The following is a 16,166-nucleotide window of genomic DNA, read 5'->3' as shown; positions in this document are numbered from 1 at the left end:
CTGGGCGCGGACGCTCCGCGCCAGGACCAGCACCCGCCCGCGGCGCCCCTGTCGGTTTGGTCTGTGAGAGAGTGACGCGGCGCAAGGGAGCCCCTCCCCCCTGACGGCATGGAGCCAGCATGAGAGCAACGGGCCCTTCCGCTGTCGCGGAACCCTGAACCGTTGCTTGGGACTGCCGATCCCGCACGACCTGGAGAGGAGCCATCACCGCGCCCCAGCCTGTCGTCGGCTGCGATCTGTCGCGTGCCGTCCCCGACCTCTGGCCCCTGCCATCCGAACGGACGCGGAGAATCTCCAACACTCCGGAGGCCGTCGTCGCCTGAACCCCCGAACTGGCACGCGACATCGTCGTCGCGTTCGAGGCCATCAGCGGCTGCGACGGTGACAGCGTTGCTCCCCTTGCCGAACGCCGCCAACCCTTTTCCCGCGTCAATCCCCGCCAGCGCGAGACTTCGCCAGAACCACCTGTGCCCCAGCCAAAAGCGACAGGGTCAATGCCCCGGTCGGCGGCCGGATGGGCCGCACCCTCAGCCCCACCAGCGCCTCAGGGTTTTCCGAGCCACGCGGGCACCGTCTCCTCTGGAGGAAACGCGGCCAAAATATCGGCCCTGACTGCGTCAGCACCTCCGATCGCGCATCACACAGTCCGCAATGATCTACACCGCATTCCCGGCAACCCACCGCTCAAGTCCCCAGGGGCCTCCGCGCGGCGCTCCCGCGCACCCAATCGCCAGCGTGCATTCACGCCCCTCGGTGGCACCAGCGCCCCGCTCCCGCCCACCCATCCGACCGCGTGACATCCGTCGATCTTGCCCCCGCCGCCGGACCAGCCGCGAGCCCGCCCGAGGCGCATGGCAACCGCGCCCCGTCTGCAAATACTACCGCCAGGAACGAAAAAGGGCCGCACGAGGCGGCCCTTTCTCAAACGTCTGCGCTGTCGCCTCACTCCGCCGGGGGCGGAGCTTCGGACGGGCCTTCCACCAAGGCGGCGGGGGCCTCGGTTTGCTCGTCGCGGGTGGCGACGATCAGGTCGTCGCGGGAGTTCGCCACGGCCCGCAGCTTGTTCATCTGCGCGCCAGTACCGGCCGGGATCAGGCGGCCGACGATGACGTTCTCCTTGAGACCTTCCAGCGGATCCACCTTGCCATTGACCGCCGCCTCGGTGAGGACGCGGGTGGTCTCCTGGAAGGAGGCAGCCGAGAAGAAGGAACGCGTCTGAAGCGAAGCCTTGGTGATGCCGAGCAGCACCGGATGGCCGGTCGCACCCTTCTTGCCCTCTTCGGCCGCCTTTTCGTTGGCCTCGATGAACTCGATGCGGTCGACCTGCTCGCCGTCCAGGAAGTCGGTCTCCCCGGCGTCGTCGATCTCCATCTTCTGCAGCATGTTCCGGACGATCACCTCAATGTGCTTGTCATTGATGTTCACGCCCTGCAGCCGGTAGACCTCCTGGATTTCGTTCACGAGGAAGGCCGCAAGCTCTTCCACGCCCTTGATCGCCAGGATGTCGTGCGGCGCCGGATTGCCGTCGACGATGAAATCGCCCTTCTCCACCACGTCGCCGTCCTGGAGATGGATGTGCTTGCCCTTCGGGATCAGGTACTCCACCGGATCCCCACCGTCCGACGGCTCAATGGAGAGCCGGCGCTTGTTCTTGTAGTCGCGGCCAAAGCGGATGGTGCCCGAAATCTCGGCGATGATCGCCGCATCCTTCGGACGCCGCGCCTCGAACAGCTCCGCCACCCGCGGCAGACCGCCGGTGATGTCACGCGTCTTGGCACTCTCCATGGGCACGCGGGCCACCGCGTCACCGGCCTTGATCTTCTGGTTCGGGTCCACCGAGATGATGGCCTCCACCGGAAGGGCATAGCGAGCGTCACCGCCACGCGCCAGCTTCGACACCTTGCCGTCCGGCCCCTTGATGAGGATGGCCGGGCGCAGCTCGGGCCCGCGGCCGGAACGGCTGTCGGTCACGACGCGCTTGGCGATGCCGGTCGACTCGTCGACCGTCTCGTTCATGGACGCGCCTTCCACCAGGTCCTCGAAGGCCACCGTGCCGTCCACCTCGGTGAGAACCGGACGGGTGTAGGGGTCCCACTCGGCAATGCGCTGGCCGCGCTTGATGGTATCGCCCTCGTCCACCTTCAGACGGGCACCGTACTGGATACGGTTGACCGCGCGTTCGGTGCCATCGTGGTCGACGATCACCACGGCGAGGTTGCGGCTCATCACCACGAGGTCGCCGTCGGAGTTCCGCGCCACGTTGCGGTTGCGGATCTTGACCGAGCCCTCGAAGTTCGACTCCACGAACGAGGAGTCCGCCAGCGTCGCCGCGCCACCAATGTGGAACGTACGCATGGTGAGCTGCGTGCCCGGCTCGCCGATGGACTGGGCGGCGATGACACCCACCGCCTCGCCCATGTTCACGGGGGTGCCCCGGGCGAGGTCGCGCCCGTAGCAGGTCCCGCACACGCCGTTCCGCGTCTCGCAGGTGAGCACGGAGCGGATCTTGATCTCCTGGATGCCCGCCTTGTTGATGCGGTCGATATGCGGCTCCTCGATCATCGCGCCCTTGGGCACGATGATGTTGCCGGTGCCGGGTTCCACCACATCCTCCACCGCCGTGCGGCCGAGCACGCGGGAGGCCAGCGAGGCCACCACCTGGCCGGCATCGAGGATGGCGCGCATGTGGATTCCCTTATCCGAGCCGCAATCGCGCTCGGTGATGATGGAATCCTGCGCCACATCCACGAGGCGGCGGGTAAGGTAACCCGAGTTCGCCGTCTTCAAGGCGGTGTCGGCCAAGCCCTTACGGGCGCCGTGGGTGGAGTTGAAGTACTCCATCACGGTCAGGCCTTCCTTGAAGTTCGAGATGATCGGTGTCTCGATGATCTCGCCGGAGGGCTTGGCCATCAGGCCGCGCATGGCGGCCAGCTGGCGCATCTGGGTGGGCGAACCACGCGCACCGGAGTGGCTCATCATGTAGATGGAGTTGATCGGCTTCTCGCGGCCGGTCTCCGGATCCTTCTTCACCGACGAGATTTCCTTCATCATCTCTTCGGCGATGCGGTCCGTGCACTTGCCCCAGCAATCAACGACCTTGTTGTACTTCTCACCCTGGGTGATCAGGCCGTCATTGTACTGCTGCTCGTACTCCTTCGTCAGAGCACGCGCTTCTTCCACCAGCTCCCACTTCTTCTTCGGCACCACCATGTCGTCCTTGCCGAACGAGATGCCGGCGCGGAACGCGTTGTAGAAGCCGAGCGACATGATGCGGTCGCAGAAGATCACCGACTCCTTCTGGCCGCAGTGGCGGTAGACCGTGTCGATCATGTTCGAGATTTCCTTCTTCGTCATCGCCTTGTTGACGACGTCGAAGGAGATCTTCTTGTGCCGCGGCAGGAGCTCACCGATCTTCATGCGACCAGGGGTGGTCTCATAGATCTTCGTGTATTCCTCGCCATCGGCATTGATGCCGGTGTAGCGGCCCTTGATCTTGGTATGAAGCGTGATCGCCTTCGCATTCAGCGCATGGTCGATCTCGTTCATGTTGGCGAACAGCATGCCCTCGCCAGGCTCATTCTCCCGCATCAGCGAGAGGTAATAGAGCCCGAGCACGATATCCTGCGACGGCACGATGATGGGCTGTCCATTCGCCGGGTGCAGGATGTTGTTGGTGGACATCATGAGCACGCGCGCTTCCAGCTGGGCTTCCAGCGAAAGCGGAACGTGGACGGCCATCTGGTCGCCGTCGAAGTCCGCATTGAAGGCGGAGCAGACCAGCGGATGGAGCTGGATCGCCTTGCCTTCGATCAGCACCGGCTCGAACGCCTGAATGCCCAGGCGATGGAGCGTCGGCGCGCGGTTCAGCATCACCGGATGCTCGCGGATCACCTCGTCGAGGATATCCCAAACCTCGGGACGCTCCTTCTCCACCAGCTTCTTGGCCTGCTTCACCGTCGCCGAATGGCCCTTCGCGTCCAGACGCGAATAGATGAAGGGCTTGAACAGCTCCAGCGCCATCTTCTTCGGCAGGCCGCACTGGTGCAGCTTCAGCTCGGGACCCACCACGATCACCGAGCGGCCGGAATAGTCGACGCGCTTGCCGAGCAGGTTCTGGCGGAACCGGCCCTGCTTGCCCTTCAGCATGTCGGCGAGCGACTTCAGCGGACGCTTGTTGGCGCCAGTGATGACGCGGCCGCGACGGCCGTTGTCAAACAGGGCGTCAACCGCTTCCTGAAGCATGCGCTTCTCGTTGCGGATGATGATGTCCGGCGCGCGCAACTCGATCAGCCGCTTCAGGCGGTTGTTACGGTTGATGACGCGGCGGTAGAGGTCGTTCAGGTCGGAGGTCGCAAAGCGGCCGCCATCCAGCGGAACCAGCGGGCGCAGGTCCGGCGGAATCACGGGAACGTGCGTCAGGATCATCCACTCGGGCTTGTTGCCCGACAGCTGGAAGGCCTCGACGATCTTCAGGCGCTTGGCGAGCTTCTTGGGCTTCAGCTCGGTGGTCGCCTGCGCGATCTCCACGCGCAGGTCGGCCGCGATCTTCTCCAGGTCCATGGAGCGCAGAAGCTCACGGATGGCCTCGGCGCCGATCAGGGCCGTGAAGTTGGTCTCGCCGTACTCGTCCTGGGCGCGCAGATACTCTTCCTCGGAGAGCAGCTGGCGATACTTCAGCTTCGTCGTGCCCGGCTCGGTCACCACGAAATATTCGAAGTACAGGATGCGCTCCAGGTCCTTCAGCGTCATGTCAAGCAGCAGACCGATGCGGCTCGGCAGGGACTTCAGGAACCAGATATGGGCCACGGGCGCGGCGAGCTCGATATGGCCCATGCGCTCGCGCCGCACCCGCGAGAGCGTGACTTCCACGCCGCACTTCTCGCAGATGATGCCCTTGTACTTCATGCGCTTGTACTTGCCGCACAAGCACTCATAGTCCTTGATGGGACCGAAGATGCGCGCGCAGAACAAGCCGTCACGCTCGGGCTTGAACGTGCGGTAATTGATGGTCTCCGGCTTCTTGATCTCGCCGTAGGACCAGGACTTGATCTTCTCCGGGCTCGCGATCGAAATGCGGATCTGATTGAAGCTCGGGGCCGGAACGGTCGGATTGAAGACGTTCAGGACTTCCTGGTTCATGTGCTGCTCCCAAACGGGGTGGGCGGCTATTCCGTTAGGCCGCTCCGGCGCTCACGCCGGGGCGGCAGTCCGCTTCAAGCGGAAAGGGTCGCGAGCCCCTTAGCTGTTCTCGAGGTCCACATTGAGGCCGAGCGAGCGCATTTCCTTCACGAGCACGTTGAAGCTCTCCGGAATTCCGCTCTCGAACGTGTCCTCGCCGCGCACGATGGCCTCGTAGACCTTGGTGCGGCCGGCCACGTCGTCCGACTTCACGGTCAGCATTTCCTGCAGCGTGTAGGCGGCGCCATAGGCTTCGAGCGCCCACACCTCCATTTCGCCGAAGCGCTGGCCACCGAACTGCGCCTTGCCGCCCAACGGCTGCTGGGTGACCAGCGAGTAAGGGCCGATGGAGCGCGCGTGGATCTTGTCGTCCACGAGATGGTGCAGCTTCAGCATGTAGATGTAGCCGACAGTGACCTTACGGTCGAAGGGCTCACCGGTGCGGCCATCGAACAGCGTCGACTGGCCCGACGGGTCGAGACCCGCCATCTCCAGCTGGTGCTCGATGTCATCCTCGTGGGCGCCGTCGAAGACCGGAGTCGCGATCGGCACACCCTTGCGCAGGTTCTCGCCCAGCTCAGGAAGCTCCTCGTCCTTGAGCTGCTCGATCTCCGGCTTGCCGTAAATGGTCTCGAGCCGCTCGCGCAGAGGCTTGAGGTCATTCTGGGCATAATAGGCGTCGACCGCTGCCGCCACCTGCTTGCCGAGGCCCGCGCAGGCCCAGCCCAGATGGGTTTCCAGGATCTGGCCCACGTTCATGCGCGAGGGCACGCCCAGCGGGTTCAGCACGATATCGACGTTCGTGCCGTCCGCCAGGAAGGGCATGTCCTCGATCGGCACGATGCGCGACACGACACCCTTGTTGCCGTGACGGCCGGCCATCTTGTCGCCCGGCTGAATCTTGCGCTTCACGGCGACGAAGACCTTCACCATCTTCATCACGCCGGGAGGCAGCTCGTCGCCACGCTGCAGCTTCTCGACCTTGTCGAGGAACCGCTGCTCAAGCCGCTTCTTCGACTCGTCGTACTGAGCGCGGATCGCCTCCAGCTCGCTCATGATGGCGTCATCCGCCACCGCGAACAGCCACCACTGCGAACGCGGGAACTCCGTCAGGATCTCGCGCGTAACCACGCTGTCCTTCTTGAAGCCCTTCGGGCCCGCAATGGCGGTCTTGCCGTCGAGGATCTCGGTCAGTCGGCCGTAGACGTTACGGTCGAGGATCGCCTGCTCGTCATCGCGGTCCTTGGCGAGCCGCTCGATCTCCTCGCGCTCGATGGCCAGAGCGCGCTCGTCCTTGTCCACACCGTGACGGTTGAACACGCGCACTTCGACGATGGTCCCCTTGGTGCCCGGCGGCAGGCGCAGGGACGTGTCGCGCACGTCCGCGGCCTTCTCACCGAAGATGGCGCGCAGAAGCTTCTCTTCCGGCGTCATCGGGCTCTCACCCTTGGGGGTGATCTTGCCCACCAGGATGTCGCCGGCATTCACCTCGGCGCCGATATAGACGATGCCCGCCTCGTCGAGATTCTTCAGCGCCTCTTCAGAGACGTTGGGAATGTCGCGGGTGATTTCCTCCGGACCCAGCTTGGTGTCGCGGGCCATGCACTCGAATTCCTCGAGGTGGATCGAGGTGAACACGTCGTCCTTGACGATGTTCTCCGAGAGCAGAATGGAGTCTTCGTAGTTGTAGCCGTTCCACGGCATGAACGCGACGAGCACGTTACGGCCGAGGGCCAGGTCACCCAGTTCCGTCGACGGGCCATCAGCGATGATATCGCCCTTGCGCACCTGATCGCCCACACGCACCAGCGGACGCTGGTTGATGCAAGTGGACTGGTTCGAACGCTGGAACTTCATCAGTCGATAGATGTCCACACCCGACTTCGACGGATCCGGCTCTTCCGTCGCCCGGATCACGATACGGGTCGCATCCACCTGGTCGATGATGCCCGTGCGCCGCGCTGCGATTGCGGCACCGGAGTCGCGGGCCACCACGGCTTCCATGCCCGTGCCCACCAGCGGAGCCTGCGAACGCACCAGCGGCACCGCCTGGCGCTGCATGTTCGAGCCCATGAGCGCGCGGTTCGCGTCGTCGTTCTCGAGGAACGGGATGAGCGCTGCGGCAACCGACACCAGCTGCTTCGGCGACACGTCCATGAAGTCCACGCGATCAGGCGAGACCATCAGCACGTCACCGGCATGGCGGCAGATGATCAGGTCCTCAACGAACCCGCCATCCTTATTCAGCGGAATGTTCGCCTGGGCGACGTAGTACTTCCCCTCCTCCATGGCGGACAGATAGACCACCTCGTCGGTGACCTTGCTGTCGACCACCCGGCGATAGGGCGCCTCAATGAAGCCGTACTTGTTCACGCGGGCGAACGTCGCCAGCGAGTTGATGAGGCCGATATTCGGGCCTTCCGGCGTCTCGATGGGGCAGATGCGGCCATAGTGAGTCGGGTGCACGTCGCGCACCTCGAAGCCCGCGCGCTCGCGTGTCAGACCACCCGGGCCCAGGGCCGAGAGACGACGCTTGTGCGTGATCTCGGAGAGCGGGTTGGTCTGGTCCATGAACTGCGACAGCTGCGACGAACCGAAGAACTCGCGCACCGCAGCCGCCACCGGCTTCGCATTGATAAGGTCCTGCGGCATCACGGTATCGATGTCGACGGACGACATCCGCTCCTTGATGGCGCGCTCCATGCGCAGCAGGCCGACGCGATACTGATTCTCCATCAGCTCGCCAACCGAACGCACGCGACGATTGCCCAGATGGTCGATATCGTCGATCTCGCCCTTGCCGTCGCGCAGCTCCACCAGCGTCTTGATGACGGCGAGGATGTCCTCGCGGCGCAACACGCGCACCGTGTCCGGGCAGTCGAGATCCAGGCGCATGTTCATCTTCACGCGGCCCACGGCAGAGAGGTCGTAGCGCTCCGCATCGAAGAACAGCGAATGGAACATGGCCTGCGCCGAATCGAGGGTCGGCGGCTCACCCGGACGCATCACACGGTAGATGTCGAAGAGCGCGTCCTCCCGGGCCACGTTCTTGTCGGCAGCCAGGGTATTGCGAATATAGGCGCCGGTATTGACGTGATCGATGTCCAGCACCGGGATCTCGCCATAGCCCAGCTCGTCCAGCTGCTTGAGGCTCTTTTCGGTGAGCTCGTCGCCGGCCTCCGCGTGGATCTCGCCGGTCTGCGCATCCACCAGATCCTCGGCCACATACTGGCCAACCATTTCCTCGTCGGAAATCTTGAGGGCCTTGAGCCCCTTCTCGGCCAGCTGGCGCGCCGCGCGCACGGTCAGCTTCTTGCCGGCCTCCAGCACCACTTCGCCCGTATCCGCGTCGATGAGGTCGGAAACCGCCTTGTAGCCCTTCATGCGCTTGGGATCGAACGGCATGCGCCAGCCGTCCTTGTCCCGCGAGAACATGATCTTCTCGTAGAAGGTGTCGAGAATTTCCTCGGCATCGAGGCCCAGCGCATAGAGCAGGCTCGTCACCGGGATCTTGCGACGCCGATCGATGCGCGCATACACGATGTCCTTGGCATCGAACTCGATGTCGAGCCAGGAACCGCGATAGGGAATAATACGCGCGGCGAAGAGCAGCTTGCCCGAGGAATGGGTCTTGCCCTTGTCGTGGTCGAAGAACACGCCGGGCGAGCGGTGCATCTGCGAGACGATAACGCGCTCAGTGCCGTTGACGATGAACGTGCCGTTCATCGTCATCAGCGGAATATCGCCGGTGTAGACGTCCTGTTCCTTGATGTCCTTCACCGACTTAGCGCCGGTATCCGGGTCCACATCGAACACGATGAGGCGCAGGGTCACCTTCAGCGGCGCCGCGAAGGTCATGCCACGCTGACGGCACTCGTCGACGTCATACTTCGGCGGCTCAAACTCGTAGCGGACGAACTCCAGCATGGCCGCGCCGGCGAAGTCGGAAATCGGAAACACCGACTTGAAGACCGCCTGCAGACCATCGTCGTCGCGCCCGCCTTTAGGTTCCTCGATCTGCAGGAACTGGTCATAAGACGCCTTCTGAACCTCAATGAGGTTCGGCATCTCGGCCACTTCCTTGATTTTGCCGAAGAACTTGCGGATCCGCTTACGACCGGTGAACGTTTGCGCCATCTCGATCCTCGTCCGTCCAGGTCCCCTTCGGGCCGGCACCCTCCCAAGGAAGGCTCGCCATGCCGGCACCGGAACCACTTCGCCGTCCGCCGCAAGAGAACAGGCGCAAGCGCCCTCCCCTTTCAGCACCATGACGGCTCTCCCGGCCGCGGCAAGCCTTAAGCCTGACCGCAGCCGGGGGAACCGTCCTACACTCCAACCTCATCGGCACCACCCGGGGCGGAAGCCCCGGGCGATCCCTGAGCTGCACCCCGCCGCGAAGCGGGGCGCAACCATCAAAGGCTCACTTGAGCTCGACCTTGGCGCCAGCCTTCTCGAGCTGGGCCTTGAGCTTCTCGGCCTCGTCCTTCGCCACGCCTTCCTTGACGGGCTTGGGAGCGCCTTCCACCAGATCCTTGGCCTCCTTCAGGCCCAGACCGGTGATGGCGCGCACTTCCTTGATGACCTCGATCTTCTTGTCGCCGGCGGAAGCCAGGACAACAGTGAACTCGGTCTGCTCCTCGGCAGCCGGGGCAGCGCCGCCGGCGGCGCCGGGAGCGGCGGCCACGGCCACGGCGGCAGCCGCGGACACGCCCCACTTCTCCTCGAGAAGCTTGGCCAGCTCGGCAGCCTCGAGCACGGTGAGGGCGGAGAGCTCGTCGACGAGCTTGGTCAGATCAGCCATGGGTGTCTTCCTTGAGATAGGTTCGAATTCGAGATTTGCGAGATCAGGCCGCCAATGTCGGCGGCCAGGTCCTCACGCAGCTTCGTCTTTCTTGGCATAGGCCCCGAACACGCGGGCCAGCTTTGCAGCCGGCGCGGTGCTGAGCTGCGCAATCTTGGTCGCCGGAGCCTGGATAAGGCCGACGAGCTTTGCGCGCAGTTCATCCAGGGACGGCATGGTGGCAAGCGCCTTCACACCATCCGCATTGAGGGCCGTGGTGCCCATCGCGCCACCAAGGATCACGAACTTGTCGTTGGCCTTGGCGAAGTCGACAGCCACCTTCGGCGCCGCCACCGGATCGCTCGAATAAGCGATCAGCGTGGGCCCCTTCAGCAGGGGCGCCACATGGGCGACGTCGGAGCCTTCCAGAGCGATCTTGGCGAGGCGGTTCTTTGCCACCTTCACGGTCGCACCCTGAGCCTTCATCTGTCGACGCAGGTTCGACATCTGGGCCACGGTGAGGCCGGAATAGTGGGCGACCACGACGACGGAAGTGGTCTTGAACACTTCCGAAAGCGCCGTGACGAGCTCTTGTTTTTCCGCTCGATCCACGTCTGGCTCTCTTTAAGCCTGTGGCGGAACACTCCCCTTGCGGGAAGACCTCCGCCGGTTGCGCCTTGCCGCACGTCGCGGCCGGACCCGTCAAAAACGGCATGCCGGCCGCAGCGCGCGGCGCTCATGCCCTGTCCCCTCGGATCCCCACCGGCACAATCACCGGGGACGACACACAAGGCGCTGGTTCGAACCGATCTCCACCGACCACCCCACGGGATGGCCAATCCGAAATTCCGGTTTTCCCCGTCTATGCGGGCTCTGCCATGCCACCCCTTGGAGCGGCGCAAGAATTAAGCCTGAAGCCACCTTTCGGAGCTCAGGCGCCTGCAGTCTCGGACAGGACTGCCGCCAACCCCGCCACCGAATTCCGTTAAGAATTGGCACCAGGATAGACGACGAGGCCGGGCGGGCGAACCCTCCCAGCCCTTTCGCCCAGTCACGGGCGAAAGCTTGAAACTCATTTTCCCCGCGGAACGACCCATCGGGAAGGAGCTCATATAATGCGCTAAGGACGACTTGTCACGCCCTTCATGCATTTAAAACGACAAGACCGCGGCGAGGGATCCCGCCGCGGTCTTGCAGAGCTGCATGAGCCTGGGATCAGGCGCTGACGACGGAGCCCGGCTCCACCTTGAGGCCCGGCCCCATGGTGGAGGAGACCGCGATGCGCTGGACATAGGTGCCCTTTGCGCCCGCGGGCTTCGCCTTCACCACCGCGTCCGCGAAGGCGCGGATGTTTTCGGCGAGCTTTTCGGCCGAGAACGACGCCTTGCCGACGCCGGCGTGGATGATGCCCGCCTTCTCAACGCGGAACTCCACGGCGCCGCCCTTGGCGGCGGCGACGGCGCCCTTCACGTCCATGGTGACGGTACCGACCTTCGGGTTCGGCATCAGGCCGCGCGGGCCCAGCACCTTACCGAGACGACCGACCAGCGGCATCAGATCGGGGGTCGCGATGCAGCGATCGAAGTCGATCTTGCCGCCCTGAATGGTCTCCAGGAGATCCTCGGCGCCCACGATGTCCGCGCCGGCAGCCTTGGCTTCGTCAGCCTTGGCGCCGCGGGCGAACACGGCAACGCGCACCGTGCGGCCGGAGCCGTTGGGCAGGTTGCAGACGCCGCGAACCATCTGGTCCGCATGGCGGGGATCCACACCCAGGTTCATCGCGACCTCGATGGTCTCGTCGAACTTGGCGGTGGCACGCTCCTTCAGGAGGGCCAGGGCCTCATCCAGGGCGTAGAGCTTGGTGGGGTCGATGCCCTCGTGGGCGGCGCGGATGCGCTTACCTTCCTTCGCCATGACGCTCACCCCTGAACCTCAAGGCCCATGGAACGGGCCGAGCCTTCGATCATCTGAACGGCCGCCTCAACGGTGTCGCAGTTCAGATCCTTCATCTTCTTCTCGGCGATCTCGGCCATCTGGGCGCGCGTGACCTTGCCGACGAAGCCGCCCTTGCCGGGCGTCTTGGAGCCGGTGCCGGGCTTCTTCTTCGTGTCGAGGCCGGCGGCCTTCTTCAGGAAGTAGGAGACCGGGGGGGTCTTCAGCTCGAAGGTGAAGGAGCGGTCCTGGTAGGCGGTGATCACCACCGGGATCGGCATGCCCTTTTCGAGCTGGCCGGTCTGGGCGTTGAACGCCTTGCAGAACTCCATGATGTTCAAGCCGCGCTGACCGAGCGCGGGGCCGATGGGCGGCGCCGGGTTGGCGCTGCCGGCGGGCACCTGCAGCTTGATGTAACCTGCGATTTTCTTCGCCATCAAAAAACTCCCCGGCATTTCGGCAGCCGGCCGAAGATGCCAATGCACGCCGGCGCGATCGGAAGATCACGGGCGTGCGGACTGAGGACCGCGGTTCGGCGGGCGAATTCCGGCTGGCGAACCGGGCACGCCTCCCGCGTATGGATGCACTCGGCAGCCGAGTGCTGAGGTCATCTACATGATACGCCGCCGCGGGGGAAGGCCCTGCGGCCCCCCGCCCGTGCATTTTCGCGCCGCCGCAGGCAAGAAAGCGGGGCGCGGGTGCCTCAGCCCTTCAGCTTCTGCAGCGCCTTAGCGCAGCCCACGGAAATCTGCTCGCCATGGGCTTTCAAACATTTCAGCAGGCGCCCCTCACCGGGCGGAACGGTGGGGCACAGGCGCTCGATATCCGGCTTGCAGTACTGGATGACCTGTTCCTGCGCGAAGCTCGACGACGCGAACACCGTGCTGCCGGCGATGGCCAGCGCCAAAACAACCCTCTTCATATCCAAGCCTCCGGAAGCGACCATGTGCGGAGGAGTTGGCCGCCCGAAGGCACGCTAGGGGGCGCCCGAGACGCGCACCATGCAGAAAATGGACCCAACCGTGCGGGCAAAAGAAAAGGCGCGGTCGCCCGCGCCTCCTCCACGTCGGAAAGGGATCGAAGAAAGCCGTCAGACCTTCTCGACCTGATTGAACTCCAGCTCCACCGGGGTCGCGCGGCCGAAGATCGACACGGCAACCTTGAGGCGGGAGCGAGTGTCGTCCACTTCCTCGACAATGCCATTGAAGGAGGCAAACGGCCCGTCGGACACCTTCACCGTCTCGCCCACTTCGAACGACACGGAGGGTTTGGGACGCTCGATGCCTTCCTGGACCTGCTGCAGGATGCGCATGGCCTCCGATTCGGAAATCGGCATCGGCTTGTTATCGGCGCCCAGGAAGCCGGTCACCTTCGGGGTGTTCTTGATGAGGTGGAAGGCCTCGTCCGTCAGGTCCATCTTCACCAGCACGTAGCCGGGGAAGAACTTGCGTTCGGCGTCGACCTTCCGGCCGCGACGCACTTCGACGACCTTCTCGGTCGGCACCAGAATCTCATCGAACAGATCGGTCAGGCCGCGCTGTTCCGCCTGCTCGCGAATCGAATCGGCCACCTTCTTCTCGAAGTTGGAATAGGCGTGGACGATGTACCAACGTTTTGCCATGGAACCCTTCCCGCCGCCTCAGTGCCCGATGGTGAGCAGGGTGGACACGCCGAACCGGATGACCTGATCGGCGACGAAGAAGAAGATGGCGGCGAGGAACACCATCACGAACACCATGGCCGTGGTGATCAGAGTCTCGCGCCGGGTCGGCCAGGTGACCTTCGCCGTTTCGGCGCGGACCTGTTGAAAGAACTCGACAGGACTGTTCTTCGCCATGCGTGACACGGCGGCCCTTTGGGAAAAGCTCCCGGTGACCGCCACCTCTCCTTGTTCGAGGACGCCCCGCGCCCGATTGCGCGCGCCGCCGCCGGAAACTCAAATAGCCCGCCTTAGCCCTTTCCGGAAGGGTGCGAGCGCTGAACCGAGCCGGGTTGATATGGGATGCTCAAAGCGCGGGCTGAAGCGCCCCTCGCGCCGACCCCATCCCGAACCGCCGCTTTTGACCCTGCCGCCCCGCCCGATGGCGGAAGCTGGCAGGAGTGGAGGGACTCGAACCCCCAACCCCCGGTTTTGGAGACCGGTGCTCTAACCAGTTGAGCTACACTCCTAGGCCTCGCCCCGCATGGCGCAGCCGACCTGCTTGAAGCATTGGGCGCGCGGCATCCGAGGGTAAAGCCCGCCGCGCCGGGAAGCGACCCAGCGCATCGGTAGCGTGTGTGTAGAGGCATGCGGGGCATCTGTAAAGGGGATCGCGCACCGGCAATGGTGTCGTCCCCAGCCCATCGGCGTTGAAAGTTGAATGGCTCACGGTTCCGGCTTGCCGCCACCCTTGGGCTCCGTGCGCGAACCATACGGCTTGCCTGAACCCGCACAGTCCTGATTCGCGCCGGTCCCCGGGGCATTCTCGAAGACACAACGGGTCGTGCGCGGATCCCCGCACGACCCGGTCGAGATTCCTGAAACGCACGCAGCGACCGTCGGGGCCCCGATAGCCCGGCGCGCCTTTGCAGCCACACCCTTCGCAAGGCGGCCGGACTGGGCACAGCTGCCTCCCCTGCACCGACGACGAGGGGGGCAGGATGGCACCAAAAGCCGGAGCACAAAGACACACGCAAAAGAAAAGGGCGGCGCCGAAGCACCGCCCCTTCCGAACTCTTGAGATGGACACAAGGTCCATCCCCCATCATCACTCGATGATGGAGGCAACCACGCCGGCGCCGACCGTGCGGCCGCCTTCGCGGATGGCGAAGCGCAGCTTCTCTTCCATGGCGATCGGAACGATCAGCGCCACGTCCATCGACACGTTGTCACCGGGCATCACCATTTCGGTGCCTTCCGGCAGCGTGCACACGCCGGTCACGTCCGTGGTGCGGAAGTAGAACTGCGGGCGATAGTTGGTGAAGAACGGAGTGTGACGGCCGCCCTCTTCCTTGGTCAGGATGTAGGCTTCGGCCTTGAACTTGGTGTGGGGCTTCACCGAGCCGGGCTTGCACACGACCTGGCCGCGCTCCACGTCCTCACGCTTGGTGCCACGCAGCAGGATGCCGACATTGTCACCAGCCTGACCCTGGTCGAGCAGCTTGCGGAACATTTCGACGCCGGTCACCGTGGTCTTCACGGTCGGACGGATGCCGACGATTTCCACTTCCTCGCCGACCTTGATGATGCCGCGCTCCACGCGACCGGTCACCACGGTGCCGCGGCCGGAGATGGAGAACACGTCCTCGATGGGCATCAGGAACGGCAGGTCAACCGGACGCTCCGGCTGCGGGATGTAGGCGTCGACCTGGGTCATGAGCTCCAGGACGGCGTCACGGCCGAGCACGGGGTCGCCGTTCTCGAGGGCCACGAGGGCCGAGCCACGGACGATCGGGATATCGTCGCCGGGGAAGTCGTACTTGGACAGAAGCTCACGCACTTCCATCTCGACGAGCTCGAGCAGCTCCGGATCGTCGACCATGTCGCACTTGTTGAGGAACACCACCAGGGCCGGAACGCCGACCTGACGGGCGAGCAGGATGTGCTCACGGGTCTGGGGCATGGGGCCGTCAGCGGCGGACACCACCAGGATGGCGCCGTCCATCTGCGCCGCGCCGGTGATCATGTTCTTCACATAGTCGGCGTGCCCGGGGCAGTCGACGTGCGCATAATGGCGGTTCTGGGTCTCGTACTCGACGTGAGCGGTCGAGATGGTGATGCCGCGCGCCTTCTCTTCCGGCGCCTTGTCGATCTGGTCGTAGGCGGTGAAGGTGGCGCCGCCGGTCTCGGCCAGGATCTTGGTGATCGCCGCGGTCAGCGAGGTCTTGCCGTGGTCGACGTGACCAATGGTGCCGATGTTGCAGTGCGGCTTCGAACGGTTGAACTTCTCTTTGGCCATCGTTTTCTCTCAGTCGGTCGGGCGCCCGCACGGGCCGCAAAAAAAGCCGCCGTGGGATAGGTGGTTTCGCGCGCGGATGCAAGACCCGTGCTTCAGGTGGCCGGCGCCCTGCGTGCGAATCGCGTGGAGATTGGAGCGGGTGAAGGGAATCGAACCCTCGTATTCAGCTTGGAAGGCTGCTGCTCTACCATTGAGCTACACCCGCCTCGTGGTGAGCCATAACACGCGCATCGCCGCGGCGGAAGAGACCGCAAACAAGCCTGGGGGTAACTTCCCAGCACCCGTCCGGAAGCGCATTTGGACACCACGCAGCCCCACGGGCCGATGCGCGCCTTCGC

The 16,166-nt window shown here is 64.4% G+C and carries 10 protein-coding genes and 2 tRNA genes; all 12 read right to left on the bottom strand.

All coding sequences use genetic code 11. The annotated features are described in order from the left end of the window. Positions 1-942: 942 nt before the first annotated feature. Entirely contained in the window at positions 943-5,139 is a 4,197-nt protein-coding gene (gene rpoC, locus V5F26_RS10415; protein ID WP_394057447.1) for a DNA-directed RNA polymerase subunit beta', read from the bottom strand. A gap of 99 nt (positions 5,140-5,238) precedes the next feature. After that, a complete protein-coding gene (gene rpoB / locus V5F26_RS10410) occupies positions 5,239-9,315 on the bottom strand; it encodes a DNA-directed RNA polymerase subunit beta (RefSeq protein ID WP_394945880.1) in 4,077 nt (1,358 codons plus the stop codon). Between the two features lie 283 nt (positions 9,316-9,598). Further along, positions 9,599-9,979: a 50S ribosomal protein L7/L12 gene (gene rplL / locus V5F26_RS10405; RefSeq protein ID WP_234052092.1), complete on the bottom strand. Its 381-nt coding sequence runs from the start codon at positions 9,977-9,979 to the stop codon at positions 9,599-9,601. Positions 9,980-10,051: 72 nt separating this feature from the next. Then, the gene (gene rplJ / locus V5F26_RS10400) at positions 10,052-10,570 is read right to left on the bottom strand and encodes a 50S ribosomal protein L10 (protein WP_234052093.1); all 519 of its coding nucleotides are present in this window, start codon (positions 10,568-10,570) and stop codon (positions 10,052-10,054) included. Between the two features lie 603 nt (positions 10,571-11,173). Continuing rightward, entirely contained in the window at positions 11,174-11,872 is a 699-nt protein-coding gene (rplA, locus tag V5F26_RS10395; protein ID WP_234052094.1) for a 50S ribosomal protein L1, read from the bottom strand. Between the two features lie 5 nt (positions 11,873-11,877). Continuing rightward, positions 11,878-12,327, bottom strand: coding sequence for a 50S ribosomal protein L11 (gene rplK, locus V5F26_RS10390; RefSeq protein WP_234052095.1), 450 nt, complete (start codon positions 12,325-12,327; stop codon positions 11,878-11,880). Positions 12,328-12,593: 266 nt separating this feature from the next. Further along, positions 12,594-12,812 carry a cysteine rich repeat-containing protein gene (locus tag V5F26_RS10385; RefSeq protein ID WP_394945879.1) on the bottom strand — a complete coding sequence of 73 codons (219 nt, stop codon included), beginning with the start codon at positions 12,810-12,812 and terminating at the stop codon, positions 12,594-12,596. Positions 12,813-12,980: 168 nt separating this feature from the next. Then, positions 12,981-13,511: a transcription termination/antitermination protein NusG gene (gene nusG, locus V5F26_RS10380; protein WP_234052097.1), complete on the bottom strand. Its 531-nt coding sequence runs from the start codon at positions 13,509-13,511 to the stop codon at positions 12,981-12,983. A gap of 18 nt (positions 13,512-13,529) precedes the next feature. Further along, positions 13,530-13,727 carry a preprotein translocase subunit SecE gene (gene secE, locus V5F26_RS10375; protein WP_234052098.1) on the bottom strand — a complete coding sequence of 66 codons (198 nt, stop codon included), beginning with the start codon at positions 13,725-13,727 and terminating at the stop codon, positions 13,530-13,532. A gap of 255 nt (positions 13,728-13,982) precedes the next feature. Then, positions 13,983-14,059, bottom strand: a tRNA-Trp gene (locus tag V5F26_RS10370). Between the two features lie 578 nt (positions 14,060-14,637). After that, positions 14,638-15,828, bottom strand: coding sequence for an elongation factor Tu (gene tuf / locus V5F26_RS10365; protein ID WP_234052099.1), 1,191 nt, complete (start codon positions 15,826-15,828; stop codon positions 14,638-14,640). Positions 15,829-15,959: 131 nt separating this feature from the next. After that, positions 15,960-16,033, bottom strand: a tRNA-Gly gene (locus V5F26_RS10360). Between the last annotated feature and the right edge of the window lie 133 nt (positions 16,034-16,166).

Source organism: Xanthobacter variabilis, assembly GCF_043831965.2.
Taxonomy (GTDB): Bacteria; Pseudomonadota; Alphaproteobacteria; order Rhizobiales; family Xanthobacteraceae; genus Xanthobacter.
This window is presented reverse-complemented; position numbering and strand designations above follow the sequence as displayed.